A 26,610-nucleotide genomic window follows, 5' to 3' on the forward strand; every position below is an offset into this window, starting at 1 on the left:
CAACACATTGCGTTAGCTTCCGCGAAGCTGAGCCTCAACCGGAAGGATACCCGATGATCATTGAGAGCAAGCGGATCGGATGCCTTGACGGGCTGCGCGGCCTTGCTGCGCTTTGGGTCCTCTTAGGTCATAGCCTGCAACTGACAGGTTGGCATCTTCCGATCCTGTCGTCGCCGGATCTGGGCGTCGATCTTTTCATTATGCTGTCGGGCTTTCTGATGGTCTTTCACTATCGGTTACGCGAGACCGCCAATCCTTGGGAAAAGCCGTCCACTTGGTTCGGTTTCTGGCTCAAGCGCTTCTTCCGTATTGCACCGCTCTATTACGTGATGCTGTGCATCGCGCTGTTGCTGGGGCCGCAGCTCTATGAGAGCCGGATGGTCATCGACACTTTCCTGGCGCACGGCCCGCAATTGCCGGAGCGCTATCTGGACGGCAGCCTGCGCAACCTTCTCATCCACGCAAGTTTCCTCTTCGGGCTGCATCCGGCCTATGCGTTTCGCACGCCGCTGCCTGACTGGAGCCTCGGCCTGGAGATGCAGTTCTATGCGGTCTTTCCGCTCGCGATGCTGCTTTTGAGGAAAACCAGATGGTTGCCCGGCGCCGCCTTGATAGCGCTTGCCGCCTTCATCGTCGCCAAGGCTATCCAGGCCGCACATATCGATTTTCCGATGCCGTCTTTCCTGCCGCTGAAGATGCACGTCTTCCTGTGCGGCATGCTGATTGCCAATGGGTTGTTCGTGACGCAGCGGCAAACCGTGATGAACGGCTTGCTTGCCGTCATCCTGGTGATGATTCCGATCGGCGGCGACATGACCTCGACGAAGGTTGCCGTTCGCCTGCTACTCGTGGTCGGCTTCTTCGCGCTGGTGCACTATCATCTGTTGCCCGGCCTGGTCGGAAGGCTCGGCGACCGCGTCTCTTCCCTCATGGGAAATCGCTTCTGCCATTGGCTGGGCGAGCTTTCGTTCGGCGTCTACCTGATTCATCTGCTGCTGCTGCAGCCGATCGCCGCATTCATCATCAGGCATTTCGGGTCTGAGATTTCGGCGCCGGCACGCTTTGCGATCGTGGTGACCGCCCTCCTGCCGCTAGCCTATGCACTGGCTTACCTTGGTTTCACCCGCATCGAAGGGCCGGGCCAGAAGCTCGGGCGCAAAGCGTTGGACAAGATCGGGAGAAGGCGTCTGAAGCCGGCGTAAGACGGCACATTGCAATCGAGGCTCGTCTGCTTTCGCAGAGGGTGACGAGCCTCTGACCATCATCATGATGGCTGCCGATGTTTTATTGAGGGACGTGCCTGAATGGCAATGAGGTTCGTCGCGATCCCAACAGCAAGCGCCGCCGAGGGTTAAGCAAAAATAAACTATTGCCCTGTTCCAGGACAGGTTATCGACAATCTGCCGGTAGTCAGTGGACCAAATGCCCTATCAATTGACCTTCAGCTTTGCTTCTTCCGCGGCGGCAACAAATTCCGCGCGAGCCTCTTCGACCGTCTTGCGACCGTCAAGGGCAGCTCTGCAGGTGCTTCTTGCCTTCAGATAACGCAACCCGCGAGCGCTCGGCCAAAGGTCTGCCAGGCACTTCAACGCGTCCAGCGGACCGAGGATGGTGCGCGCGCCAGTATTTTCGAACCCCACACGAATTGGATCATTCCATTTCTCTATGGCCATCGGCGTATTCCTCCATTGCTTACGCCAAAATATGCGAATCAGCCTCCACGTTCCTCCAGAAGGCCGCATGCATAGGATATTTTAGCGATATTTTCGGGGCTCGCAAACGGGAAAACTTGGTGCGTTGGAAAGGCTTTCGGGATCAGCTCCGGTTGCTCCGCACCACCCCTGGAGGGAGGCGGTCACAGTTTCACGTTCGTTGTCGCTGAGGTCCAGGTTGGTGAGAAAGTTCATTGAACGCCTCCCGCCCAGGCAAGAGCACTTAAAATCTCTCAAGCGGCCCTGCCCGGAACGATGGGCCGACACTGCCATGATACATACCCGGAAAAAATGCATAGTAATCCGGAAAGCAGTGGGTCTGCCTCACAATCCGGCAAGGGTCTGATTTAGCTCAATTGCCGTACTCCGACGAAGTTCGCCCGCTAGCTTAAGAAGTCCATCGCAGATTTCCGCTTTCGTTGAACCCATCCAAGGCAGCTGGCGCGTAAGCCGCATCATTTGCTTAGCGGATCCTTACTCGCAGCCTCTAATACCTGACGGACCCACTTGGCCAGTACTGGATCTTTCGAAAGCTGGGACTGGAAATCCTGCTCGTTCATCTTCCCCATCCGGTACGCCTCAACTAGCTTTCGCTGTTGTTCGCTCAAGTCTCGTTCTTTCGCATGCTTGGTCAGGCGGCTTTTGAGTATCTTTGCGTCGATGGTCGACATGACATTCACCTCCGAAAAGAAAACAGCATAAAAGTTTCAAAGGTTCCTTCGGGAGGGTCGCCACGTCGTGGTGTTCACCAGCCCAACCCTGCAGCGCGATATTTGGTGAAATAGGCTGGACACATTCCGAAGAACGTAATTATTGCGTGGCAAACGTTGGTGTCCGGACACGCGCTAACGGTATTGTTTTCGTGGATTTTCCGTGCCTCGGCGCTGGATGAAACGCATTCGGCGAACCGTGACACGGGCCTGCGTACCGTGGGAGCCTGCGCTGGTCCCCTTTGCGCCAAAACCTGACAAGCATCACTTATCGCGTAGAGATCGCCAGTCTCACTTTCTTGGCACTATCGCCTTCCACTGATGCGGCGCATATCTACAACGCGGCCATCGCGCTGCCGTATGGCAATCTCGAACCGGCTACTGCCCCTCCAGGCACGATAAACGAAGAAACGACCACGGCAGTCGATCCGCCTGACATCCCTAAATCCGCGGTTGCGGAGCAGCCTCTCGCCCTGACTACAGCTAATCCCTCTGCCTCTATTGAGATTGGTACCAATGCTGATGGAAATATTGGTCTGTGCGCTGGCTTCGGTCGGCAAGGATATTGATGTGACGGACAGGCCGACAGACAGTGCTAGCGACAGGAACAACGATGATCTAGGCAAGGCGTCCTCCTTTCGGATAACGGACTCTGAACATACGAAGCTCGTTTTCCCGGGGAGTTATACAACCGTCGGAGTGAGAGCGATAGAAGGTCGCGGTAGAAGCCGTCTGCGCTGGCCATTGAGTCAACGCCGGGCTGGCTTGAATTGGTGTAGCCAGTTCAGCAATACGTCAGCCGCGAGAGCCACGTCCAACACACGCCAAGCCAAAATCATGAGTTCCATTTGTTGTCAGAGTTCCATGCCGTCAGGCACGTCGCGCGTGGCCGCTGTAGATGGTCGACCTATGGCAATTGCAACCTGCGGCAAGACGATACGCATGATGCCCCGATTGTCATCAGCCAGCCCAGCACTGTGATGATCACCCGCCAATCCATGTGCCACCTGTTGTGCAGGTTGACGATAGCGAGGCCGGCGAGCAGCGACAGGAAACCGGACAGATAGAACAGGGTGCCAGGGTGCAGCGCGTCCGCGATCATGCTCTCATACATGCCCAGATTGATCAGCATGCCGAGCGCGACCGCGACGAATGTCGGCCCAGGGAGTCTGGCGAGAAATAACGATCGATCCAAGAGGCACCTCCGCCTCACACTGACCAATCGGCATGTAGGTGTAGGAGTCAACGCGTCAAATTTGATAAGCGCTGAACCTAGAATTCAACCAACGCGCCAGACCACGAACTCCGCCAACGTCGGCTCTTGGGTCAAGCAGGCGATACTTCGCTCGACGCTGCTTAACGTCCGCAAACCCACCACCCATTGTGGTCCTTCTGGATCATAGAGGCGGGTTTGGGCCGAAAGCTGACCATTCATAATGTAAACCGCCATATACAGAACTGGGGGATGCGTGAAACGCGTTTTACACCCCCACTGATATTATTCGACAATCTCCGACAGAAATAGCGCTGTTTTACAGTTAAGCCTTTGAAATGACGGAAACAGGTCGAGCTTCCCAAGCTGAATTCGCCGGTTTGATCACGTGCATCACGGGGCACCCGGCGCAGCACGATCTGTTTATTTGAGGTGTTTTGAAACACCGCGTGGGCGGGTTGATCGTAGGAGGGAGGCTTTCCAAATGTGTCAAATAGGGGTACCGAGCGGCCCAATTACCAGGATCTTGGAAGTTCCTCCGTCATGTCTACATCGTCACGAATCATAGCAACCGCAACAGATCGGAACTTTGTCGAACTTGCGGGCGTGATGCTGCATTCCTTGGTAGCGACCGACGTCGGGGAGGACGTTCGGTTAGTTGTTTTCTGCGACGGCCTGCGGCCCGGCGATAAGTCCAATATTGCAAGGTGTGTCCATCCGCGGACGGTCGAGTTCATCGATCTTCAAGGGGCTCATACTGCGAGGATGGCGACGCTGCAGACCAACTCAAATTGGAGCCGCGCGATCTACACGAGGCTATTGATGCCCCAGCTGTTGGGCGTGACAACGGGCCGGATCGTGTACCTCGATGCAGACACGCTCGTGGTCGACAGTGTTAACCCGCTGTTTAAGATTGATTTGGGCATCTATGCCGTTGGAGCGATGGGTGGAAAAAGCGCGAAGGAGACCGCCCGCCTCGGATTAGCGCCCGACATCAACACCTTCAATTCGGGCGTGCTCGTTGTCGATGTTGAGAAATGGTTGAAAGAAGACATCAGCGAGAAAACGCTAGCTCTGGCAGCAGAGCGAGCGAGCAAAAACCTACCGGCTTTCGACCAAGACGTTCTAAACATAGTACTCAATGGCCGCTTCGCCGTGCTGGACTATAGGTGGAACTGTCTAGGTAAATGCGAGCATCCCAGTCCGGCAGTCATTCATTTCACCCATGCGAAGCCCAACACGACCCGATGCGTGCACCCTTGGCGACATGTCTATTTTGAGCACAGAGCCCAAACTCCTTGGGCGAGGTCCAGACTAAAGACGAAGTGGGATAGGCGCGCCCGCCGGCTTTCCAGCAGTCTTAAAAGAATTTTTGGCCGATTCTAGCGAACGTGACGAGAACAGACTGCACCGATTTTGCACGGATTATCTGTGCAGTTCGCGATGTGTTCTGCGAGTTCGCGTTGTTTTGCGCTCGGTGGCGAGTGTCGCCTAAGCGGCTTTGTCGTTGATTTTATTAAGGAAAACTGGTGCTGCCGAGTGGGATTGAACCACCGACCTCACCCTTACCAAGGGTGTGCTCTACCACTGAGCTACGGCAGCAACGACCAGACGCGCAACCGAACCGGCTGCATTGCGTGAACGGGGGGGCTATTGCCACAGCTTCATGATAAGCGCAAGCCGCAATTTCCATCTTTGTAGAGATTAAGGTCGGGCCACTTTTGAATTGGCGCAAATTCGGGTAAGCCTGCGGCATGACCGAGAACACCGAAAAAGGCCAGCACAGCCGCAAGGCGGAGATCGAACGCCAGGCGACACTGCGCCGCGAGCGCGCCGCCGAAAAGCTCCGTGAAAATTTGTCCCGCCGCAAACAGCAGACCCGTGCCCGTCGATCGGGGCAGGCGGACGAGACGAATGGGCTGCCTGCCGCAAAAATGGACGAATCGTAATGTTCGGTTCACGGCGAATTGAAGCCCCCGCTAATTTCGTCTAAACACCCGCATCTTTTTTACAGACAGCCTTTCAGAAAGGCGGGCATCGCCCGTAAGCGCACATGGATCGTATTAGAATTGTCGGCGGTAATGAGCTTAACGGCATCATTCCGATTTCCGGCGCAAAGAATGCCGCCCTGCCGCTGATGATCGCCTCGCTGCTCACCAGCGATACACTGACGCTCGAAAACGTGCCGCATCTGGCCGATGTCGAGCTTCTGATGCGCATCCTTGGCAATCACGGCGTCGATGTTGCCGTCAACGGCCGCCGCGAGCGCCAGGAAGACTCCTACTCGCGCACCATCCACTTCACCTGCCGCACCATCGTCGATACCACCGCTCCCTACGAGCTGGTATCCAAGATGCGCGCTTCCTTCTGGGTCATCGGCCCACTTCTGGCGCGCGAAGGCCAGTGCCGCGTCTCGTTGCCGGGTGGCTGCGCCATCGGCACGCGCCCCGTTGATCTGTTCCTCGATGGCCTGACCGCGCTTGGCGCGAACCTCGAGATCGACAGCGGCTATATCAATGCGACCGCTCCGAAGGGTGGCCTAATCGGCGCCCGCTACACCTTCCCGAAGGTATCGGTCGGCGCGACGCACGTGATGATGATGGCAGCGACGCTTGCCCGCGGCACAACCGTAATCGGCAACGCCGCCCGCGAGCCTGAGGTCGTCGACCTCGCCAACTGCCTGAACGCCATGGGCGCCAAGATTTCCGGCGCCGGCACGAGCACGATCACAATCGAAGGCGTCACCTCGCTCTCCGGCGCGCGTCACCGCGTCCTGCCGGACCGCATCGAGACCGGCACCTACGCCATGGCCGTTGCCATGGCCGGCGGCGATGTGACGCTTGAGAACACCGATGCCGCGCTCCTCGACACGGCGCTTGAAACGCTCCGCCGCGCCGGAGCCGAGATTTCGCCGACCAACAACGGCATGCGCATCCGCCGCAATGGCGCAGGCATCAAGCCGGTCGATATCGTCACCGATCCCTTCCCGGGCTTCCCGACCGATCTGCAGGCGCAGTTCATGGCGCTGATGACGCGCTCGACCGGCATCTCGCATGTCACCGAAACGATCTTCGAAAACCGCTTCATGCACGTGCAGGAACTGGCGCGTCTCGGCGCGAAGATTTCGCTGTCTGGCCAGACGGCGAAGATCGAGGGCGTTCCGCGGCTGAAGGGTGCGCCAGTCATGGCGACCGATCTGCGCGCTTCCGTTTCGCTCGTCATCGCCGGCCTTGCTGCCGAAGGCGAGACGATGGTGTCCCGCGTTTATCACCTCGATCGCGGCTTCGAGCGCTTGGAAGAAAAGCTCACCCGCTGCGGCGCCATCGTCGAGCGCGTCAGCGAGTAGTTAAAAGGGCGTCACTTCGCCCTTTGTGCCGGTTGCGAATTGCGTTGCCGCGCCTTATGTCCGTTGTCAGACGCATCGCCATTCCGGCGATGCATTGGCGATGGGGTATTGCCTGCATGACCGATCTGAGGCTTGTTGCGCTCGATAGCGAGGATCTTGCCGTCGTCTCTGCGCATTTGCAGGATAGCGTCTTCAAGATCGCCGATATCGCCTGGTCGCCGCGCGAGGGTCAGTTCTCGGTCGCCGTCAACCGCTTCGTGTGGGAGGAAGCCGGCAAGAAGCGCAAGGGTTTCGAACGCCGTCGCGCAGCTGTCGTCTTCAAGCGCGTGCTTGCGGTGCGTTCGACCGGCATCGATCGCAAGAACGGCGATGAAGTCTTGTCGCTGCTGGCCATCCGCTTCGAGCAGAAAGGCGAGGGGCCGGAAGGCACGGTTGAGCTGGCGCTATCGGGCACGGCAACGATTGCGCTGGATGTCGAGTGCGTCGAGGTTCAGCTTGCGGATGTCGGCGGGGCGTGGGAAACCGCATCCAAACCGCGTCATCCCGGCGCTTGAGATCTGGTTCGTCTGTTATCAAAGAGGAATATCGCATTGGCAATCTGGCTGGATCAGGCATCGGAAGGCTTCGAGCAACGGTTTGCCGCCTTCCTGACGACCAAGCGCGAAGTTTCAGAAGACGTGAACGCGGTCGTTCGCACCATCATCGATGATGTCAGGGCGCGCGGCGACGTGGCGCTTGCCGAATATTCGAAGAAGTTCGACGGGATCGATTTTGCCGTGACGCCGATGCGCGTGACGGAGGCCGAGATCGACGCCGCCATTGAGGCGGTTCCTCCCGAAGTTCTGGGTGCGTTGAAGGTCGCGGCCCTGCGCATTGAATCGCATCACCGTCGGCAGCTGCCGAAGGACGATATCTACGAGGACGACATGGGCGTCGGGCTCGGCTCCCGCTGGACGGCTATCGAGGCGGTCGGCCTCTATGTGCCGGGCGGCACTGCGAGCTATCCGAGTTCGGTGCTGATGAATGCCGTGCCGGCGAAGGTCGCCGGTGTCGATCGCATCGTTATCGCCGTTCCTGCAACAGGCGGTGCCGTCAACCCGGCCGTGCTTGCTGCCGCCAAGCTTGCGGGCGTCACCGAAATCTACCGGCTCGGAGGCGCGCAGGCCATCGCAGCACTTGCCTATGGCACAGAAACCATCACGCCTGTCGCCAAGATCACTGGTCCCGGCAATGCCTATGTTGCCGCCGCCAAGCGCCAGGTCTTCGGCACCGTCGGCATCGACATGATCGCCGGTCCCTCGGAAGTGCTGGTGATTGCCGACAAGGACAACAATCCGGATTGGATCGCCGCCGATCTCCTGGCGCAGGCCGAGCACGATGCGAGCGCACAGGCGATCCTCGCCACCGATGACGCCAAGTTCGCCAAGTCGGTAGAAGCAGCCGTCGAACGGCAGCTGAAGACGCTCAATCGCGCCGAGACCGCTGCCGCAAGCTGGCGGGACTTTGGCGCGATCATTCTCGTGAAGTCCCTGGAGGACGCTATTCCGTTGGCAAACCGGATCGCGCCTGAACACCTCGAGCTTGTCGTTGCCTATCCGGATGCGCTGCTGTCTGGTATCCGCAATGCCGGCGCGATTTTCCTCGGGGCCCACACGCCTGAAGTGATCGGCGACTATGTCGGGGGTTCGAACCACGTTCTGCCGACGGCACGTTCGGCGCGGTTCTCCTCCGGTCTTTCCGTGCTCGATTTCGTCAAGCGCACCTCGATCCTACGTCTCGGTCCCGAGCAACTCCGCACGCTGGGCCCCGCTGCCATTGCGCTCGCGGTGTCCGAAGGGCTGGACGCGCATGCGCGATCGGTTGCGATCCGCCTCAATCTGGAAAGGTGAGAGATGGCAGCGGGCGACTTCCGGCTTTGCGACGTCGTCCTTGACGACACCATCGGCCGAGCGACGCCCGACGTCGAGCACGAGCGCGCGGTCGCTATCTTCGACCTCGTCGAGGAAAACAGCTTCGCCCCCATCGGCCATCCCGGTGGCCCGTACCGACTGAATATCTCGCTGGTCGATTCCAAGCTGGTTTTCGCGATCACGACCGAGGACGGAGGTGCCGTCGCGACCCACATTCTATCGCTGACCCCGTTTCGCCGTATCGTGAAGGATTATTTCCTAATCTGCGAAAGCTACTACGAGGCAATCCGCTCGGCCTCGCCGAGCCGCATCGAGGCGATCGACATGGGACGGCGCGGCATTCACAACGAGGGGTCGCAGACGCTGAGGGACCGTCTGAATGGCAAAATCGAGGTCGATTTCGACACTGCCCGGCGCCTGTTTACGCTGGTCTGCGTGCTCTACTGGCGCGGCTGACGGCGATGGAACCCGCGGTCGAGGCAGGCGAGGGGACAAGGCCGGGCGCCATCCTGTTCATGTGCGGAATGAACGCCATCCGCTCCCCCATGGCCGAGGTGATCGCCCGCAGCATGCTACCGGCGAACGTCTACATCAAATCTGCCGGCGTCCGCGCCGGGGAGCGGGATCCCTTCGTCGACGTAGCACTGGAGGAGATCGGACTTTCTCTCGGTCGGCATCATCCGCACACGCTGGAGGAGCTCGAGGACGACTACTTCGATCTCATCATCACGCTCTCGCCGCCAGCGCACCACGCCGCGCTGGAGCTGACACGGTCAAATGCCATCGAAGTCGTTTATTGGCCGACCATGGATCCGACCGTCGTTCAGGGCACACGAGAGCAGATTCTGGACAGCTATCGGGCAGTCCGTGATCATCTGACCGAACTCATCGAGAGCCGGCTGGTTAGAAGAAATACCATCGCCGCGCAATCGGCGTGAAACAAATGACAGAAACGCGATCAATTAGGTTCACAAACCCCCGTTGATTGTGTAGTTTCCGCGCAAAATTTGGGGCGGCTGCCGCCGTCATCTCAACCGACAGGAAGAAAACCACTATATGCCTAAAGAAGAAGTCCTCGAATTTCCGGGTATCGTGACCGAGCTTTTGCCGAACGCGACTTTCCGCGTAAAGCTCGAAAACGAACACGAGATCATCGCCCACACGGCCGGCCGTATGCGCAAGAACCGCATCCGCGTTCTGGCAGGCGACAAGGTTCTCGTTGAAATGACTCCCTACGACCTCACCAAGGGCCGCATCACCTACCGCTTCAAGTAGGCCTGGCCTCAAAGGCTCGAAAGGCTATTTTCTTCGTCTTCCGGTGGTCGAGGTTCCATGGCGCTGAAATACAAGCTCATTCTGGCTTCCGGCTCGCCCCGCCGCGTCGATCTGCTCAACCAGGCAGGGATCGAGCCTTCGCGTCTGATGCCGATGGACATCGACGAGACGCCGAAGAAGTCGGAACACCCGCGCTCGCTTGCGCGGCGACTGTCAACGGAAAAGGCCGAGGCGGCGCTCGCTGCCATCAAGGGCGACATGATGTGGAAGGGCAGCTATATTCTGTCCGCCGATACCGTTGTCGCCGTCGGCCGCCGCATTTTGGGGAAGGCCGAGTTTGCGGATGAGGCATCGGCCTCGTTGTATCTCTTGTCTGGCCGCAGCCACTGGGTCTACACCGGCGTTTGCCTGGTAACACCCGACCGCAAGATCCGCCAGAAGATTGTCGAGACCAAGGTTCGCTTCAAGCGCCTCTCCGGTTTCGAGATCGAAAACTACCTCGCCTCCGGGCAGTGGCGCGGCAAGGCCGGCGCCTATGGCATCCAGGGCTTGGCCGGCACATTTGTGCAGAAGATGGTTGGTTCCTACTCCAATGTCGTCGGTCTGCCACTTTATGAAACCATCCTTTTGCTGACCGGCGAAGGCTTTGACGTGCATAGCCGGTGGCCCGAGGGCTGATCCTCGAAGGGACCGCTTATGTCTGAAGAAAAGAAAGCAGCTGCGAAGGTGGAACCGCTGCGCAAGACACACCCTTGCCCGGAATGCGGCAAGCCATCCCACCGCGAACACTACCCGTTTTGCTCGAACCGCTGCCGCGAAGTCGATCTTTCGCGCTGGCTCTCCGGCTCCTATGCCATCCCCGTTGCCGACGACGAGGCGAAGGCGGATTACGAGGACGAGGAATAGGCTCGTTTTCCACGGGCGAAGCCCTTAAAATCGTTGATGAATCTGGAAAATTCAAAGGCTTCTCAAAAAACTGTCATTTGGCGCTTGCCATGTCCGGACAAGATGCTATAACCCCGCTCGCTTCCGGGGCGAACCAAGGCCCCCGGTACTTTCTCGGGAAAGAACATCTGCGAAGCGGGTTAGCCCAGATAGCTCAGTTGGTAGAGCAGCGGATTGAAAATCCGCGTGTCGCTGGTTCGATTCCGGCTCTGGGCACCACCACTTTTCCAAGCAGATACAATCTAGTCGCGCTTCGCTTATTTCAGCCAATTCTCGTCGCGTTGCGTTGCACGGCCATGGCCGCATTTCTCAGCAAGGCGACGTGTTCAATACGCCGTTGAAGAATGCGGTGGAACATGCCACGCAACTGATCGCCGAACTGAATACTGCAGCAGCCGAACAGTTTTCGTCGAGGATAGCTACGGAGTCTCCCTGCGCGGCCGATCAGATCAGCCGGTTTTGCCCAGCCTGTCTAAGCGGTGGCGGCCATCCGTCGTAGCACATCGAGCAGCGCCTGGGCGTCGTCATTGGCGCCGATACGCCTGAGGCTGTCGTCCGCAAGCGTGATGATGGCCTCAAGCGCTTCGTGCTCGCTCCAGCCTGCTTCGACCGATGCCGCGACGAGATCGCGAAATGCGAACTGCAGGGCGTCCTGGCAGCGGATGTCCCGGTCGGGGTCATCGCTGGCGACAAAGGGTTTGTAGATGTCTCTCATCTCGCTCTCCGCGAATGTGCCGACGAGGCAGAATAGTCGAGATGAGTTTAAGGAAGTGCTTAAAAATACGCTACTGGTCAGAGGCTGTGTCGCCTCCGCGACGCGCCGGCAATGCCGCTTCGCGGATGGGGTCGCCGGATGGTAACATGATAGTTTGTCGAAGGTTAAATCTCCGAAGGCCGGCCATTCTCAATTCTATTGCGCAATGATAATACTATCGGAGCAATCGGAGGGGGATACTCTATGCCACGCATCTCGCAGTTATACTTCAAGACCGCAGTCATATTTCTGATCGTCGGCGTCGTCATGGGTCTGAACATGGCGATTTCACAGGATCATAGCGTCATCGGCGCGCATGCGCACTGTAATCTGCTGGGGTGGGTGACCATGGCGATCTTTGGCGGTTACCATGCGCTCAATCCCCAGAGGGCCGAGAAGCGCCTCGCGATGATCCAGTACTACGTGTACACGGCTGGCATCGCCTTGATGGTGCCGTCACTCTACCTCATGCTTCAGGGCAACACGGCCATGGAGCCGCTTGTCGCTCTTGCGTCGATTATCACTTTCGCAGGCGTCTTGCTCTTCGCCTTCATCATCTTCTCCAACGGGAAGGTGGTGGTCACACCGTCGGCGCCGTCTTACCGCTGATACCAGTCCAATGCGACGTTTGGCAGGGCGTGATCGCCTTGCCAGACGGTCTCCATTGGCGCAAATTTACGTGCTGGGTGCGATGCCGGTTCGTGCCAGGCCCGCGTCACCTTGCGCGGACATCGCGCAGAGCTTCAATGGATGATCTGTATGCGGATCTGTTCCTTGGCCGCATAGGTGTGGCAATCACTGGCCGCATCGCCGACGAAGATCACGTCGCCATCGGAATCGAACAGGCCCCAGCAGGCCTCGTCGTCGACGTAGACCTTTCTGACATAGCCGAACGGTTCGGCATCGATGATGACGCTGGGTGCAACAGGAACAGCCGCAAGTGCTCGCATGGATAACTCCAATGAGTCGTTTCTGTTTTAGTGCATCCTTATATTGCCATTTGAAGCTGGCGTGGGGCTATCCTCAGAAATCGGGATGGGAAACTGAGGTTGACGAGCGGGCAAATTGAGGCCGACCGAATCACCTGGGGCGGTTTGTTTTCCTCCCGCCGCTGGAACAGAAGCACGTTGCCGTGAACATTCAAAATGCCTATCTACGATCGGCTATTCATCACCAGAGGATTTTCCCATGGCCGATCTCAAGGCCCGTCCACGTCCCGTTGGCGCAACCGCCGTTCTCGGTCGTACCGGTTTTCCGCATGTCACCTCGCCCACCAAGGGTGAACTCGATATCGTCACCGGCGCCTCGCAGCCCGGCTTCAATCCGCTGGATCTCCTCTATGCGTCGCTGTCGGCCTGTCTCGTACTGAGCGCGCGCATTGCTGCGAGCCAGATGGGCATTCTCGACCGGATCACCGAGATTACCGCCGACGTCACTGGCGAGAAGGCGAATGAAGGGCCGTCTCGCGTGCAGGTATTCAACATCGCCTTCTCGATCAAGGGCGACCTCGACGAGGAAACGCGTTTGAAGATCGCGCATGCGGCGGAGGAGATCTGTACGGTCAGCAACACCATCCGTGGCACGCCGGAATTTTCGACCATCATCTCGAGCTGAGCGGCGGTGCTGCAAATTCGCATCGGCGGGCAATAAGATTGCGCTTTTGCCTGCCCTCGTCGTTCATCGGCTATACGCCCGCCACAGCGTCTGATAGGTCCGATGCTCGCCGCCAGCCTTGAGGCGGTGAGAAAGCATCGAGGGTCATGTCGCAGGCCGCTTCCACCATCGCCGAAACCCCCACGTCCAACCGATTTGCGCTTGCCGCCCTGATCCTCGGCGGCGCGGCGATCGGCGGCTCGCCAATCTTCGTGCGGCTGTCGGAAGTCGGGCCGATGGCCACGGCTTTCTGGCGGGTGGCCCTGGCCTTGATTCCGATCTTCATCTTCTCGCTTGCCAAGGGCAAGGATGCCGGGCCGAAGCCCGAAAAGCTGTCGGACTATGCCCTGCTGATCCTGCCTGGCGTCGTCCTCGCCATGGATCTTGCCGCCTGGCATCTCTCCATCACCATGACGTCGGTGGCCAATGCAACGCTGCTCGCCAATCTTGCCCCCGTCTTCGTCACGATAATCGGACTTCTCCTTTTCGGCGCAGTGGTCACCCGCGTCTTCGTTCTTGGCCTCGTATTGGCGCTCGCCGGCGTGGTCATCCTGAAGGGTGGTCCCGCAGCGCTCGGCAATGGCGATCTGCGCGGCGATGGTGTGGCGGTGATCGCAGCCGTGTTCTATGCGGGTTACATCCTGGCGATTGGCAAGCTGCGCAGCCGCTTCGATACGGTCCGGATCATGCTCTGGAGCACCGCGTCGGCCGCTGTCTGCATCTTCCCGCTCGGATTCTTCTACGAAGGCCACATGCTGCCGCCGACGGCCTATGGGTGGGCGATCGTCTTCGGCCTCGCCTTCGTCAGTCATGCGGGCGGACAGGTGGCCATCGCCTATGCGCTTGCCTACCTGCCGGCGGCCTTCTCGTCACTGACGCTGCTGCTGCAGCCCGTCGTGGCGGCAATTCTGGCCTGGGTTCTGCTCAGCGAACCGATCGGGCCAATGCAGGCGATCGGCGGCGTTGTGGTGCTCGCCGGGATTCTGGTTGCCCGGCGAGGCTGATTTCAATCAGGCGACCGCTGCCGGGGCGACCCGGCGTGCGTCGAGAATGGCGAGTGCCTCGTCGACCGTCGAGGCAAGCTCTGCCTTGTCGCTGTTGCAGGTGCCCCACGCCTCGATGAAGCTGCTCGTCTTGCCGTAGCTGTTGTCGAGAACGCAATGATCGGCGCCCAGGAGCACGCACATGATATGACCGTGCATGCGGTCGGTGATGACCTGGCGCGCCGAGCTGAGCAGGGCGACGCCGCGGTCGAAGCGCTGCTGCGCCCGTTCGCGATAGGCAAGCTCGGTCATCCGCGCCCGACCGCCGATGCGGCCGGTCAGCAGGCCTTTCAAAATGGCGGCACGCTTTGTCTGGCGCTGGAAATCGGCAGGCTCGTCGGGCCAGTCCGACTTTACCGTGCCCGGACGCAATGTTGCAGCGGTCAGGTCCTGTGCGGCTCCGACTTCCTGGTCTTCGCGCAGATTGAGCAGCAGCTCATGTTGCGCCGCCGGGCGAGCGACCGGCCCGATGCAGAAAGCCATGTCGGGGCAAAGGCGGGTTTCGCATGGGAACCAGCGCCGGGCAAATTCCAGGCTTCGCTGGTCGCGGACGAGAAGCGTGAACTGGCCGTGGCGCTCGATCGCGCGCGCGGTGCTGTCGATGTTGGCCTGCTCCTTGAAGTGGATCGTCTGCGGCATCTGCACGATCGGGCGGCCCTTGTGCTTGTTGAGCAGACCTTCACGAAACTGGCGATAGCCGGCCCAGATGTCGCCGAAATTGCCGCCGCCGTGCAGGAAGATGCGACCGCTGCCGATCGTGCCCAGCATGCGCCCTTCATCATACGTCGGAATTTCTGTCACAAAGGACGGGCGCGTGCGCTTGCCGTCGAAATAGGCAAGTTCGCCGAGCCAGATTGCGCTGTCGCCGATGTTGTAGTGATTCGGAAAGTCGAGAAGCGCAAACCGCTCGGAGGGATCAAAGAGATCGGAAAGGCAATTGGCGATCACGCCCTGAAGGCGGTTGATGATCGTAATATTGGATTCCATTAAATGCTCCTTGTTTGCGGACAAGTGGTCCATGCAAGCGGCTATGCTTCGGCCTGTTTGCGGAATGGGTTGAGGGACATGGCGAGTGCGATGTAGGGGCGGATGACCGAGCGGCCGAAGATCGGCAGGAAGGCAAGGTAGATCGCTCCGCCAAGGCCGATGCCAAGGCCGAGCGCCAGCCAGCGGTTGTGAACGTGCGCCAGGATGACGGGATGCGCAAACCAGACGCAGACGGCCATGAGTGCAGCGCCGCAGAACGGCAGGGCGACGGCCTTCAGCGTGCTCTTGGCGTCGATGTGCGCGTATCGTGCCAGGACATATTGCTGATACGGCATCGTCAGCCAGGCACGCAGCGTATAGCCCGCCGCAACTGCAACGACGCCGTAGGGGACGAGCAGCCAGGTCAGGATCAGCGTCGTCACGAGCTGCAAGGCGGCGACGGATAGGATCGATTCCGCCCGGTTGACCGCAGAGAGCGCGGATGAGGCGAAGAAGTTCATGACGAAGGGAACCGCCATCAGCACCAGCACGGTTGCGATGTCTCCGGCATTGCCCCATTTGTTGCCGAAGAGCAGCGCGATCATGTCGTTGGACAAGGCGCCGAAGCCGAGCAGCAGCGGAATGGTGCCAAGCGCGGCTGCACCGACGATCTTGTTGTAGGCATTTCGGAAGGCGGTGGCGTCATTTTGCAGGCGCGACAGCGTGACGAGCGAGACGCTGCCGATCGGCGCAAGCACCGCCTGGCCGATCAGCTCGATCAGCCGCCAGGCAATGCGATAACGGCCGACTTCGACCGGGCCGAACCAGCGCGAAATGAAGATATCCTGTACGCGGGCAAGCAACATCCACATCAGCTGGGTGACGACGAGGCTGATGCTGAAGAGGAAGACGGAGCGGAACATCGTGACGTTGAAGCGAAACTTCGGCATCCAGGGGTAGTAGAACCACCCGAGCAGCACGGTCACGGCGGCGTTGACTGCGGTCTGTGCGACGAGCGCCCATACGCCCCAGCCGAGAAAGGCGCAGACGACGGCGGTGATGCCGGACAGCAGGCTCGCGGCAATTGCCTGCCCGGCGAGGCTCTTGTGGCCAAATTCACGGGCGAGGCGAGCATTGTGGATGACCGCCAGCGAGGAAATCGGAAGCAGCGGTGCGAGCCAGCGAAGAATGCCGGAAACGGACGGATCGCGCACCAGATCGCCGTAATAGGGCGCAAAGAAGAACACCAGCGAGGCAACGATGCCGCTGAAGGCGATCGTCGCCCAGAAGGCGGTGTCGGCAAGCTCCTCGTCGAGATCGAGCTGGCGTGTAACAGCATCCCCGAGGCCAGCATAGGCAAGCACACGGCCGATTTCCACGAACAGGCTTGCAAGCGCAAAGGTGCCGAAATCGCCGGGGCCGAGAATGCGCGCAAGGATGACGAAGATCACAAAGGTTGCGATCGTGCTCCAGGCCACCCGGATGACCGACCACAAGACGGAAAGCGCGGTTTTTTTCTTAAGCTCGGCGTGGGCAATTGCCGTATCGGCCATGCATTATCCAATCGAATTTGGCTCGCAAAGGCTTGCGCGTTGGTTCTGTTGGCGGCGTTGCGGCTGCCTCAGGCGGGCTGCCTTGCCTTTGGCGCCCGCCAATAGGCGAGCATGCCGGTAAGGTTGTCACGAAGCTGGCTGCGGTAGGTCAGGCCAAGTTCCTCGTTGAGTTTTTGGCGCCCCATGGCTTCCATGACCGCTTGGCGGATTTCCCAACGCAGCATGCCGCGCATGTTTGAGCGGCGATCGAAGAGATATTTGGCGTACAGTGCCCCGTTACCGAAGGCGTAGCCGGTCTGGAGGCGCTTGATGTCCGCGAGCTCGCGACGCCCATGGAAGTGCTTGACGGCAAAATCCGGCAGATATTCGACACGCACACCGGCATTGAACGCGCGGTGTACATAGTCGGTGTCCTCGCCGGAGCGGAACGGCGACCCGGCCCCGAAGCGAGTATCGAAGAGGCCGATCTTCTCGACCAGCGCATAGGGAAACGCCATATTGGCGCCATGAACGAAGCCGCCGGCATGCAGGTCGCTGGTCAGTACCGCAGGTTCCATCTCGGGCTTGATCGTCACCGGCAGGTCGCGTGTATCGCCGAGCTCGATCCGGCCGCCGCGCATGACCATCTCCGTATCCGAGCTGAAAAGCGCCGCAAGCGTGCTGAAATAGTCGGGGAAGATCTCGCAATCGTCGTCGGTAAAGGCGAGGATGCGGCCCCTGGCGGCGTTAAGCCCCGCATTGCGTGCGACGGCAAGGCCCGGTTTGGCCTCGTAGATCAGGTTGGTCTTGATCGGCGCGGTCGACGCCCACTGGCGAACGACCTCGGACGTCTCGTCTGTGGACCCATTGTCCACGAAGACCAGTTCAAGTCTCAAATAGCCTGCCTGGCGGGCGGCATCAGAAACGGCATCCAGGCAGTTCGTCAGTCCATAGGCCCGATTTCTCGACGAGATGATCAGGCTGATGTCCACGGGCCGAGGAGGCATTCAATTTCCCCTTCTGCGATCGATGTCGAAGCGAGGATAGGGCTGGGACCCCGCTACGGCAAGGAGGATTTTTGCGGTGCAGCAAAATAGAACAGCTGGAGCAGTTCGCAGACGAATGTGGTAATTTCTTGCCTTAAGTAGATATGAAGTTAATATAAATATAGATTCTACGTTATGTTGCGGCCTTGTATGGAAAGAATAATTAAAATTAATCTATGAAAATTCTATATCATTAACTCCTAAATGTTATTTTAGTTTCTCAATGGAGAGTTTGTGTAAGATTGTTAAGATATATAGTATATATGTTAGATAGCTAGTGGCGGTCTATTTCTACAATGGACGCGTTGTAATAGATGATACAGGCTCCTTCAGATCCAGGTAGAAATAAACAGAAGTATCCTTCTGGTTGGCAATAATCGATAGCTCCAGCGCCCGGCGATCACTGTCCAGATACGAGATGAAATAGGATTTCACCCCCTGAAGGGTCGTTTGGCCTTTGTTTGCTGCCCGCTTCAGATGAATCAATAGACGGTTGTTCGCCGAGGACGTCGCGCAGTCCTAATTGCTACTCTGGGCCAACACGAAGACGTGGGTTTGCGGAAGGCCTTGAGCATCGGGGGAAGCGTACTTGAAAGGCAAGCGACCGCAGGTGCTCGCACCCGGCGACGATGCCTCCGTTGAGGCGGCCTGGCGAATCGCACGCCTTGGCCGCCTCGCTTGGAGGCACCTACAAGTCAGTTGATTTGCTGCGACAGCCATTTCTGTATGATCGCAACGTCAGCGTCGCCGAGATCGTGTCCGCCCGAGATGACGTCCGAATCGACGGTCGCTCCCGATTGCTTCAGACGCGTTTCGAGCTCGCTGGCATACTTGCCGTAAGCATCCGTCTTGCCGCTGATGACCAGAAGATCGGTGCCCTTTAGATCGGCGTGTGGAAACGTCTTCAGGACCGGCATAGAGCGCAACAGAACCGCTTTGTGCACCAGGTTCGGATGCAGATAGAGGAGCGAGTTGAGCAGGTTCGCGCCGTTGGAATAGCCGACATAGACGATCCTCTTCGGATCCAGGCCGTATGACGACACGGCGCCTTCGATGAAGGCGGCGAAGGCTTCGGCTTCGCTCTTGATATCGTCCTGATCGAAGGAGAACGGCGTGATGCGCTTGTACCAGCGCGGAATACCTTCCTCGGTCGCGCGTCCGCGCACGCCCAGCAGCGTGGCACGCGGGGCAGCCTCGTGCAGGAGGGGCATCAGCGTCGTCTCGTTCCCGCCCGAGCCGTGCAACAGCACGAAGACGCTGCCGTCAGGGTCCGGCGGCGTATAGAAGCGGTGCACGAAGGGCAGGTCGCGATAGTTGACGCGGGGCTCGCCGGGCATCGAAAACTGCGGCAGCAAGACCTTTAGGTCCTTAAGGTCGGTGATCGGATCCTTGGGAACGAAGAGCTTTGTGCCGAGCGTGGGCTGCGGCTCGTCCACCGTCATGCCGGGCTTGTCTGTCGCCAGTTCGATCAGCGTGCCTCCCGGCTCGCGGGCATAGAGCGATTCGAAGTATTTGCGATCGTGCAGGTTCGTCGCCGCTGCGCCGTCCTCCTTCAGTGCATCGTGGACCTTGTGAAGTTGCTTTTCGTCGGCGGCGCGGAACGCGACGTGATCGGCCGTCCCGGTGCCCGGCGCGCCAGACCAGAAGCCCTGGGCATTCCTGATGTCGACAATATCGCCCGATTGCGAGACAAGCCGGTCGATGTTGCCGTGGTTGGCCTGGAAACGGTAGCCGAAATGGTGCTCCACGAAGTCACGGCTTGCGGCCGGTTTCTCCGTTAGCATGGTAACGCCGCGCACCCGTTGAACCGCGTGCTCGACCGGCACGCCCGCGCCATCCCATGCGACCGGTGATTTCAGATCGCGGGCACCGGCGAGCTTGATGATGATGTTGTCGGGATCTTTCAGGCGCAGAACGGGTTCGCCAAACTCATCGGCCGGACCGTCCGAGCGAAGCCCGAAACTCATGCAGCGGGTGAGCCAATATCCGATGCTGGCAGGATCGATCGCCAGTGAAAGCTCACCGATCTGGCCGTGGCCGACGCGACCGGGTGAACCGTCCTCCCATACCAGGAAGGTCACGAGCGACCCGGGACTGCCTACGGTGTCCCCATAGAAGAGATGAAGCTGTGTAGCATCTTCAAAACCGGCGGTCTGCTTGACCAGCCGCATGCCAAGAAACCCCGCGTAGAAGTCCACGTTTGCCTGCACCTTGCGGGTAAGGAGCGTGACGTGATGGATGCCAGATACCATTGAGTACAGTCCGGATGGCTTGGAAGGCGTCGTGAGCGCCAGAATCAGTGCGAGTATAAACGTCATGCCATCATAATTGGAGTTTGCCTCGAATGTTCCGCATAAAGTACTAGGCCATCTCCGCGCGGCTGCAAATCCAAATGGTCCAGTCCGTCCAAGACCTCCCGGAATTGCTGGAGGGTTGGCGGCTTGATCATGTAGGCGCTTGCGCCGAGGCTCTTGGCGCGCTGCATGTCATCTTCGTCGCTGGAGGTGCTCAGGATGCAAACGGGGATGCTCTTCAGCTGCGTGTCTGCCGAAAGCGCATCGAGAACCTCGAAACCGTCCATGATCGGCATGTTGATGTCGAGCAGCATCAGGTCGATCCCGGGCTCGCCATCGGCGGTCGCGCGCTCCTGCAGAAGGCGCATTGCGTCGCGGCCGTTGGCGGCGACGTGAAGGTTGAAGCTGACCTTGGCGCGTTGCATCAGCTTAATCTTCAGGAGTTGGACGTCCGCCGGACTATCCTCGACGAGAAGAACCTCGGCCAGTCTGGACGATCCTTCGGCCGGGGGTACCGCCTTGGCGCCTTGCCCATCCGGCACAGTTGTCGAAGCAGTGGCAGCAGGCCGGGCAAGCGGCAGCTCGACGATGAAGGTGGATCCGACCGGCTCCTTGCCTTCGCACCAGATTGCGCCGCCGTGCAGTTGCGCAATGCGCCGGCAGATGGCAAGTCCAAGCCCGGTGCCTTCGACGCCGCGGCCCACCAGCCGTTTGAATGGCTGGAAGATGACCTCCCGGTGTTCGGGGTCGACACCGGGACCGTTGTCCTGCATGGCAAGGCGGCATATGGCACCATCGCTTTCGGCGGAGACACGGACTTCGGGACGGTCGGCGCAATAACGGATTGCATTCGAAACGAGGTTCTGCAGCAATTGCACCAGTAAGGTGGCATCGCCCATCACTTCCGGCAGATCGCCATAGGAGATCGACGCCCTCGAATTGGCGATCTGTTCGCGAAGATTGCTCTCCACCCGTTCAATCGCTGTCGAAAGCGCGACGGGCTTCATTTCGAGCTCGCCCGAAACCTCCAGTTTGGTGAAGCCGGAAACCTTGACGATGAGGTCTTCCATGTGGTCGGCGGCGCCGAGGACATAGTGCAGCAGTTCGCGGTCCTCGTCGGATAGCGTCGGGGAAACCTGCAGGATCTTGCTGAATGATTTGATCGTGCGCAGCGGCTCTTTGAGATCGTGGGCCATGGCGCGCGTGAAGATTTCGAGCGACTGGCGCTTCTGCTCCAGCTTGGCTTCGAGGTCGCCGTGCATGATGGCGTTCTGAATGCACCAGTGGAGCGCTTGCGGGGAGAGTGCGTCCTTCGTCAGATAGTCGCGGGCGCCGGCCTTCATCACCTCGACGGCGACGGTCTCGCTCCCCTGGCCGGTCAGCATGACGACATTGGCGGTCGGATCCTGCTTCAGGATTTCCTCCAGCACGCCGATGCCGTCGCGGCCGGGCAGAGAATAATCCAGCAGGATGCAGTCCGGACGTTTCTGTTCACTCAGTGCAAGGCCTTCGACGCCATTCTCGGCCTCGCGGACGCTGTAGCTGGCTTCGGGCACGCGCGCGAGCATGCGCCGATAGAATTCGCGATCGTCGACATTGTCGTCAACGATGAGTATGGCGCAGTCGTCAGCCACGGCCGTCCCCATCCGCCGGCAGGATCGCGATCTCGAACCAGTATTCCTTCAGCCGCTGTATGGCGGCGAACAGGCCGTCGAGGTCCACGGGCTTCTGCACATAGGTATTGGCGCCGAGCGCGTAGCATCCTTCGATATCCCCCTCGTCATCGGATGTCGTCAGGATCACGACCGGAATCTTGCGCCAATCCGGATTGGATTTGATCGCCTCCAGCGTCTTGCGACCGTCGAGGCCTGGCATGTTGAGGTCCAACAGGATCAGGCCCGGCCGCGGCGTCATGACCGCCAAAGCTTCCAGCGCCTCGTGGCCGGAGGCCGCCCAGCGGACGGGATTCTTCAATTTTGCGCGCTGAAAGGCCCGAAGCGTCGCCTCGAAATCGTCCTCGCTGTCTTCGACAATGAGGATCGGCTGTGTCTCACGCTGTGGCATGCTGGTCCTCTCGGTTGTGGCCCAATGTGAAATAGAAGGTCGTTCCCTGGCCGAGCTCGGATTCGAGCCAGATATCGCCCTCGTGTCGCGCAATGATCTTGCGCACAAATGTCAGGCCCGCGCCCGTTCCGTCATCGGAATCCTTAGGCTTTTCCAGCCGTTTGAAAATACGAAAAATCTCCTCGTGGAACTCCGCCGGAATGCCTTTGCCATTGTCTCTGACGAAAAAGACGTCGCGCGCCAAGGTTCCGTCCTTGCCGGTGAAGTGCTCGATATGCCCGATCGTCACGAGCGGCTCGGGCTTATCATTGTACTTCACCGCATTGGTAATCAGATTGCGGTAGACCTCGGTCAGCCGCAGCGCATCGCAGACGATCTCGGGCAGGCGACCCTCGACCTTAACCTGCGCATGCCGCTCTTCGAGATAGAGCTCCATCGTCGAAACGACGTCCCTGACGATCGCATTTACATCGCTGCGCTTGACCGCCAGCTGCTGTCGGCCGATGCGCGAGAAATAGAGCAGGTCGTTGACGAGCTTTTCCATCCGCTGGCTGAGTAGAACGAGGCGATTGAGGCGCCGCACGCCGTCCTCGTCGAGCTGCTTTTCATAGTCTTCCAGCAGAAATCGCGAGTGGTTGTGCAGGCCGCGCAGCGGCTCCTTCAGATCGTGCGAGGCAATATAGGCGAATTCATCGAGGTCGGCGTTGCTGCGCTCGAGATCCACGGTATAGGCCTGCAGTTGACGGAACATCGTTTTAAGCTGGTCTTCGTGTGCGACGCGATCGGTGATGTCACGGAGGATGCCGACGAAGGTGATGGTCGTGTCCGTGGCGAGCCTGCTGACGGAGAGATCGAGAGGAAATACCTCGCCGTTCTTGCGCCTGCCGGAAACCGACCGCGTCGTCCCGAGGATATGCTTTTCGCCGGTCCGGGCGTACCGATCGAGATAGTCGTCATGCTGGGAGTGATAGGGCTCCGGCATCAGCAGTCGCACGTTCTGGCCGATTGCCTCCTTTGAGGCATAGCCAAACATTGCCTCCGCTGCCGGATTGAACAGCGAGATCACTCCTTGCGCGTTTGTGGCGATGACGGCGTTGGGCGTGTTTCGGGTGACACTGTCGAAGCGAATGCGCTCCGCGTTCAGGCTGCTGCTCTTGCGGAGGAAATAGAAGACCAGCAGGGCCACCAACCAGAGCGTCGCTATGGTGATCGCCCGGTTGGTGGCCTCGTACCAGTAACCGACACCCTCCCGATCGACCGCAAAGAATCCCAGAGACACGAGGACGGAGCAGGCAAACGCGAAGGAGAAGGGCGCATTCTTGTTGCCGAACCACAGGGAGGCCAGCACGAGAGGCACGTAGAGAATGCCGTTTGCCACGCCAAGCGGCGTGTAGAGATCGACGAAAAGGCCGGTAAGGCAAATGACGGCCGGCAACCAGATCGGCATGCGGCCGCTGCTCTGCGGCTTCACCCACCAGGAGCGGGCGAGCATCGCGGAGCCGAGCAGCACCAGTCCGGCCGCCGTGTGGACGGCCATGCCGATACTGTTGTCCCATTGATAGCCGTGCTCGGACCGCGTCGCATAGCCGGCAAGCGCTGCCGTGCCGAGGCCGATGACGACATAGCCGACGAGCTCCTGCACGAGCTGCGCTCGTTCCTCGCGGCCAGACAGCGCGAAAGCGAGCGAGAGATTGGCAACCAAGAAGATGACCGCTGTATTCGGCGCCATGCCGCGGTCAATCCTTGCAGTGAAGGCCGGCTCGACAATCAACCCGGCGAGAAAGTGCTCGATGATCTGTGTCTGATCTCCAACGAAGACAATCTCGATCAGCCGCTGCCCGCTCATTGCTGCTGCCAGGCTGAAGAGCAGGAACGCCAGCATGTGGCTGCGCTGACCCGATTGAACGGAGCAGATGAGGCCGAGCCCGGAGAGCGCAAAGCAGAGAGCCGTATTCAAGGCCATTGCCGAAAAGCCGGGCAGCACGGAGAGAATGGGTTGGATCTGCCTGATCCATGCGACGATCACGATCATCCCGAGCGCAACGAGGAGGGCACCGATCGCCACGACGACGAACCGGTACTGCCGTTGCCGGCGAAGGATATCGGCACTCGCGGCCTGGCTCGGCTCTGGCACGCGGATCTCTCCCGTTTTTGTGCGCCCATCTAGTTCTGGAAATTGAAAACTTTCAATACGGTTCGTTGAGATCGGGAGAGCTTACCCCGTGCGCGTGCAAGGATGCATATTTGGATTTTCCCACTGCCAATCCTCGGGCATAGTGGCAGCGCGATGGTTCGAACGGATCGATATGCCGACAATATTCTATGTGGATGACAACGCAGACGACCTCTTCTACGCCGACTATGTGCGCAAGAAGCAGCAGATCGGCGTCACACTGCTGTGTTTCACCAAGGCACAGAGTGCCATGCAGGCCTTGGAGGAAGCATGCGTGAAGGGCGAAGGATTGCCGGATGCGCTGATCGTGGACCTCTACATGCCGCTTGATAGCGGCCTCGATCTGATCGCGCAGCTGCGGGCTGACTCAAGGTTTTCCCGCATGCGGCTTGGCGTCTGCACCGGTTCTGATGCAGAGGAGGATTGCAGGCGCGCGCTGGCAGCGGGCGCAGACTTCTATGTCGAGAAACCCATCGATCTCCCGGCCGTGATCGCGCAGATGAGCTGACGGTGAGAGAAAAAGCCGAGAGAGCCGAGCAACCTTAAGTTTGCCGCCACAAACACAGTCAACCCCTTGACTGAAAGGCTGGTCGGCTCTCTCCAATGCCGCGAGGGCATCGCCTTCCACATACAAGGGGTGTTGCATGCGGAAAGACAAAAGACTTGGAAGGAAATCGCGCAGCCCCTAATCCGGGAGATCGAGGTCTTGCTTCACGCTCTTCCTACAATAGTCTTGGTAGTGGTAATAATTGTGCCGGTCCAAGACGTGTATCCTTAGATCTTGGGATACAGCCAAATCCGCGAGGCAGCAGGACGTGCAATGAGTAGTGTCGCCGCCACTCCTTTCCATCTTGGACCGGAACTCGGTCGGGCGATCAATCGTACCGATTTCTTTCGCTTGCTGAAGGCTGCAGCGCAGCACTACCGCTTTGAGTGCTTTGCTCTTGCGCGTGTTTCGGAAGCTTCACCGCCATTTAGCACGCGCGAGATCATCATCACCAACGTTGCCGAAAGGCGCACCGCCCTGTTTCTCTACGGCATGCGTCAGGCTCTCGGACTTCTGAAGACAAAAGCCTCGCAGTTTCTCGCCACGCCGCTTTCCGGAAAAGGCAGTCTGCCGGAAGACTATCCGCGCGACCTCGTCCTCAACGAATTTGACAGCAACTCCTTCCTCCTCGTTCCCCTGTTCACGCCGGAGGGCAAGCGTTACTGCGTCGCTTTCAGCGGCAAGCGCGCCGAACCGGATCAGGCAGAGGTGGCCGAAGTCCTTCTCGACACGATGCGGATATTCGATAAGTTCTACGAGGAGATACTGGCGCACGAAATGTCGGGGCGCCTCACTCAACGCGAGACTGAAGTCGTGAAGTGGACGAGTGAGGGCAAAACCTCCGCGGACATTGCGATCATCCTCGGCCTGTCGGAACATACCGTCAATTCCCACATAGCGGCCGCCGTCAGGAAGCTCGACGCCGTCAACCGCGTCCACATGGTCGCGATCGCGCTCAGGATGGGGCTGGTATCGTGACTGGGGAAACCGGAATGGCAGTCGAAACCGGCCGCAAGGCCGTCAAGATCCTCTTCGTTGACGACGAGGTCATCGAGTTTCGATCGCTGAAAAAGAAGCTCGCTATGCTGAGCGAACCGCCAGTCGCCATCGAGTATGCGCAATCGATCGACGATGCTCTGGAGAAGCTTGGCGCCGACAAGTTCGATCTGATCCTGCTCGACAATCGCCTGTTGCCGAACGCCGATTTCCGGGAGACCGTTCCGAAGCTGCGCGGCAGCGGCTATACCGGGCCGATCGGCGTCGTCTCCATGGATATCTCGGACGGTTACTTCCAGCACTTCCCGGATTATGGCGTGGATTTCCGGATCGGCAAGGACGAGATGGACGTCGAAGCCCTGCAATATATCATCCGCGAATACGTCACCTACAATGTGCCAGACGTCTGGAAAGACGATTACACGAGATGA

General features: G+C 59.2%; 29 protein-coding genes and 2 tRNA genes. 18 read left to right on the forward strand and 13 right to left on the reverse strand.

The window, feature by feature from the left end:
- Positions 1 to 53: 53 nt before the first annotated feature.
- A complete protein-coding gene (locus ACSQ9D_RS01105) occupies positions 54 to 1,202 on the forward strand; it encodes an acyltransferase family protein (protein ID WP_436280827.1) in 1,149 nt (382 codons plus the stop codon).
- 228 nt (positions 1,203 to 1,430) lie between these two features.
- On the opposite strand, the gene ACSQ9D_RS01110 is transcribed toward ACSQ9D_RS01105, so the two are convergent.
- From ACSQ9D_RS01110 to ACSQ9D_RS01120, 3 genes are all read right to left on the reverse strand, one after another.
- The gene (locus ACSQ9D_RS01110) at positions 1,431 to 1,673 is read right to left on the reverse strand and encodes a DUF982 domain-containing protein (RefSeq protein WP_436280828.1); all 243 of its coding nucleotides are present in this window, start codon (positions 1,671 to 1,673) and stop codon (positions 1,431 to 1,433) included.
- Positions 1,674 to 2,167: 494 nt separating this feature from the next.
- Positions 2,168 to 2,383 (reverse strand): hypothetical protein, encoded by a 216-nt coding sequence (locus ACSQ9D_RS01115; protein WP_436280829.1) that lies wholly within the window; start codon positions 2,381 to 2,383, stop codon positions 2,168 to 2,170.
- 946 nt (positions 2,384 to 3,329) lie between these two features.
- Complete coding sequence (locus ACSQ9D_RS01120) at positions 3,330 to 3,617, reverse strand: hypothetical protein (RefSeq protein ID WP_436280830.1); 288 nt, start codon at positions 3,615 to 3,617, stop codon at positions 3,330 to 3,332.
- A gap of 561 nt (positions 3,618 to 4,178) precedes the next feature.
- Here ACSQ9D_RS01120 and ACSQ9D_RS01125 point away from each other — a divergent pair.
- On the forward strand, positions 4,179 to 5,021 hold the full coding sequence (locus tag ACSQ9D_RS01125) for a glycosyltransferase family 8 protein (protein ID WP_436280831.1): 843 nt from the start codon (positions 4,179 to 4,181) through the stop codon (positions 5,019 to 5,021).
- 141 nt (positions 5,022 to 5,162) lie between these two features.
- Here ACSQ9D_RS01125 and ACSQ9D_RS01130 read toward each other — a convergent pair.
- Positions 5,163 to 5,237 (reverse strand) — tRNA-Thr (locus ACSQ9D_RS01130).
- Positions 5,238 to 5,389: 152 nt separating this feature from the next.
- Here ACSQ9D_RS01130 and ACSQ9D_RS01135 point away from each other — a divergent pair.
- The 10 genes from ACSQ9D_RS01135 (at position 5,390) to ACSQ9D_RS01180 (ending at position 11,330) form a co-directional block, all read left to right on the forward strand.
- On the forward strand, positions 5,390 to 5,584 hold the full coding sequence (locus tag ACSQ9D_RS01135; protein ID WP_024313076.1) for a hypothetical protein: 195 nt from the start codon (positions 5,390 to 5,392) through the stop codon (positions 5,582 to 5,584).
- 104 nt (positions 5,585 to 5,688) lie between these two features.
- Complete coding sequence (murA, locus tag ACSQ9D_RS01140; RefSeq protein ID WP_024313075.1) at positions 5,689 to 6,981, forward strand: UDP-N-acetylglucosamine 1-carboxyvinyltransferase; 1,293 nt, start codon at positions 5,689 to 5,691, stop codon at positions 6,979 to 6,981.
- 116 nt (positions 6,982 to 7,097) lie between these two features.
- A complete protein-coding gene (locus tag ACSQ9D_RS01145; protein WP_436283743.1) occupies positions 7,098 to 7,535 on the forward strand; it encodes a DUF2948 family protein in 438 nt (145 codons plus the stop codon).
- A 36-nt stretch (positions 7,536 to 7,571) separates the two neighbouring features.
- A complete protein-coding gene (gene hisD / locus ACSQ9D_RS01150) occupies positions 7,572 to 8,870 on the forward strand; it encodes a histidinol dehydrogenase (protein ID WP_436280832.1) in 1,299 nt (432 codons plus the stop codon).
- A 3-nt stretch (positions 8,871 to 8,873) separates the two neighbouring features.
- Positions 8,874 to 9,347 (forward strand): UPF0262 family protein, encoded by a 474-nt coding sequence (locus ACSQ9D_RS01155; protein WP_037114444.1) that lies wholly within the window; start codon positions 8,874 to 8,876, stop codon positions 9,345 to 9,347.
- A 5-nt stretch (positions 9,348 to 9,352) separates the two neighbouring features.
- Positions 9,353 to 9,829 carry a low molecular weight phosphatase family protein gene (locus tag ACSQ9D_RS01160; protein WP_037114442.1) on the forward strand — a complete coding sequence of 159 codons (477 nt, stop codon included), beginning with the start codon at positions 9,353 to 9,355 and terminating at the stop codon, positions 9,827 to 9,829.
- Positions 9,830 to 9,947: 118 nt separating this feature from the next.
- Positions 9,948 to 10,166 carry a translation initiation factor IF-1 gene (gene infA, locus ACSQ9D_RS01165; RefSeq protein WP_003545338.1) on the forward strand — a complete coding sequence of 73 codons (219 nt, stop codon included), beginning with the start codon at positions 9,948 to 9,950 and terminating at the stop codon, positions 10,164 to 10,166.
- Positions 10,167 to 10,223: 57 nt separating this feature from the next.
- The gene (locus ACSQ9D_RS01170; protein WP_024313070.1) at positions 10,224 to 10,844 is read left to right on the forward strand and encodes a Maf-like protein; all 621 of its coding nucleotides are present in this window, start codon (positions 10,224 to 10,226) and stop codon (positions 10,842 to 10,844) included.
- 18 nt (positions 10,845 to 10,862) lie between these two features.
- Positions 10,863 to 11,072 carry a DNA gyrase inhibitor YacG gene (gene yacG, locus ACSQ9D_RS01175; RefSeq protein ID WP_037114440.1) on the forward strand — a complete coding sequence of 70 codons (210 nt, stop codon included), beginning with the start codon at positions 10,863 to 10,865 and terminating at the stop codon, positions 11,070 to 11,072.
- Between the two features lie 182 nt (positions 11,073 to 11,254).
- Positions 11,255 to 11,330 (forward strand) — tRNA-Phe (locus ACSQ9D_RS01180).
- 253 nt (positions 11,331 to 11,583) lie between these two features.
- On the opposite strand, the gene ACSQ9D_RS01185 is transcribed toward ACSQ9D_RS01180, so the two are convergent.
- On the reverse strand, positions 11,584 to 11,826 hold the full coding sequence (locus ACSQ9D_RS01185; protein WP_368514657.1) for a hypothetical protein: 243 nt from the start codon (positions 11,824 to 11,826) through the stop codon (positions 11,584 to 11,586).
- A gap of 243 nt (positions 11,827 to 12,069) precedes the next feature.
- Between ACSQ9D_RS01185 and ACSQ9D_RS01190 the strand changes: the two genes are divergently transcribed.
- On the forward strand, positions 12,070 to 12,474 hold the full coding sequence (locus tag ACSQ9D_RS01190; protein WP_037114373.1) for a hypothetical protein: 405 nt from the start codon (positions 12,070 to 12,072) through the stop codon (positions 12,472 to 12,474).
- Between the two features lie 134 nt (positions 12,475 to 12,608).
- Here ACSQ9D_RS01190 and ACSQ9D_RS01195 read toward each other — a convergent pair whose 3' ends face one another.
- A complete protein-coding gene (locus tag ACSQ9D_RS01195) occupies positions 12,609 to 12,815 on the reverse strand; it encodes a hypothetical protein (RefSeq protein ID WP_037114370.1) in 207 nt (68 codons plus the stop codon).
- Between the two features lie 238 nt (positions 12,816 to 13,053).
- Here ACSQ9D_RS01195 and ACSQ9D_RS01200 point away from each other — a divergent pair, with 238 nt between their 5' ends.
- A complete protein-coding gene (locus ACSQ9D_RS01200) occupies positions 13,054 to 13,479 on the forward strand; it encodes an OsmC family protein (RefSeq protein ID WP_436280833.1) in 426 nt (141 codons plus the stop codon).
- Positions 13,480 to 13,625: 146 nt separating this feature from the next.
- Positions 13,626 to 14,522 carry a DMT family transporter gene (locus tag ACSQ9D_RS01205; protein ID WP_436280834.1) on the forward strand — a complete coding sequence of 299 codons (897 nt, stop codon included), beginning with the start codon at positions 13,626 to 13,628 and terminating at the stop codon, positions 14,520 to 14,522.
- Positions 14,523 to 14,528: 6 nt separating this feature from the next.
- Here ACSQ9D_RS01205 and ACSQ9D_RS01210 read toward each other — a convergent pair whose 3' ends face one another.
- From ACSQ9D_RS01210 to ACSQ9D_RS01240, 7 genes are all read right to left on the reverse strand, one after another.
- The gene (locus tag ACSQ9D_RS01210) at positions 14,529 to 15,548 is read right to left on the reverse strand and encodes a polysaccharide pyruvyl transferase family protein (protein ID WP_024313059.1); all 1,020 of its coding nucleotides are present in this window, start codon (positions 15,546 to 15,548) and stop codon (positions 14,529 to 14,531) included.
- A 41-nt stretch (positions 15,549 to 15,589) separates the two neighbouring features.
- The gene (locus ACSQ9D_RS01215) at positions 15,590 to 17,080 is read right to left on the reverse strand and encodes a lipopolysaccharide biosynthesis protein (protein WP_436280835.1); all 1,491 of its coding nucleotides are present in this window, start codon (positions 17,078 to 17,080) and stop codon (positions 15,590 to 15,592) included.
- Positions 17,081 to 17,148: 68 nt separating this feature from the next.
- Positions 17,149 to 18,066, reverse strand: coding sequence for a glycosyltransferase family 2 protein (locus ACSQ9D_RS01220; RefSeq protein ID WP_368514819.1), 918 nt, complete (start codon positions 18,064 to 18,066; stop codon positions 17,149 to 17,151).
- A gap of 734 nt (positions 18,067 to 18,800) precedes the next feature.
- Positions 18,801 to 20,423 carry a VOC family protein gene (locus tag ACSQ9D_RS01225; protein ID WP_436280836.1) on the reverse strand — a complete coding sequence of 541 codons (1,623 nt, stop codon included), beginning with the start codon at positions 20,421 to 20,423 and terminating at the stop codon, positions 18,801 to 18,803.
- Positions 20,420 to 22,033 carry a response regulator gene (locus ACSQ9D_RS01230; RefSeq protein WP_436280837.1) on the reverse strand — a complete coding sequence of 538 codons (1,614 nt, stop codon included), beginning with the start codon at positions 22,031 to 22,033 and terminating at the stop codon, positions 20,420 to 20,422. Before ACSQ9D_RS01230 ends, ACSQ9D_RS01225 begins: the two co-directional genes overlap by 4 nt.
- Positions 22,026 to 22,463: a response regulator gene (locus ACSQ9D_RS01235; protein WP_037114352.1), complete on the reverse strand. Its 438-nt coding sequence runs from the start codon at positions 22,461 to 22,463 to the stop codon at positions 22,026 to 22,028. Before ACSQ9D_RS01235 ends, ACSQ9D_RS01230 begins: the two co-directional genes overlap by 8 nt.
- Positions 22,450 to 24,597, reverse strand: coding sequence for a PAS domain S-box protein (locus tag ACSQ9D_RS01240; protein WP_436280838.1), 2,148 nt, complete (start codon positions 24,595 to 24,597; stop codon positions 22,450 to 22,452). The genes ACSQ9D_RS01235 and ACSQ9D_RS01240 overlap by 14 nt, the downstream gene beginning before the upstream one ends.
- A 172-nt stretch (positions 24,598 to 24,769) precedes the next feature.
- On the opposite strand from ACSQ9D_RS01240, the gene ACSQ9D_RS01245 reads away from it, so the two are divergent.
- From ACSQ9D_RS01245 to ACSQ9D_RS01255, 3 genes are all read left to right on the forward strand, one after another.
- Complete coding sequence (locus ACSQ9D_RS01245) at positions 24,770 to 25,144, forward strand: response regulator (RefSeq protein WP_436280839.1); 375 nt, start codon at positions 24,770 to 24,772, stop codon at positions 25,142 to 25,144.
- Positions 25,145 to 25,456: 312 nt separating this feature from the next.
- Positions 25,457 to 26,161, forward strand: a complete 705-nt coding sequence (locus tag ACSQ9D_RS01250) for a response regulator transcription factor (RefSeq protein ID WP_436280840.1) — start codon at positions 25,457 to 25,459, stop codon at positions 26,159 to 26,161.
- Positions 26,162 to 26,175: 14 nt separating this feature from the next.
- Positions 26,176 to 26,610 (forward strand): response regulator, encoded by a 435-nt coding sequence (locus ACSQ9D_RS01255; protein ID WP_436280841.1) that lies wholly within the window; start codon positions 26,176 to 26,178, stop codon positions 26,608 to 26,610.

The organism is Rhizobium sp. LjRoot258 (assembly GCF_964254185.1).
Taxonomy (GTDB): domain Bacteria; phylum Pseudomonadota; class Alphaproteobacteria; order Rhizobiales; family Rhizobiaceae; genus Rhizobium.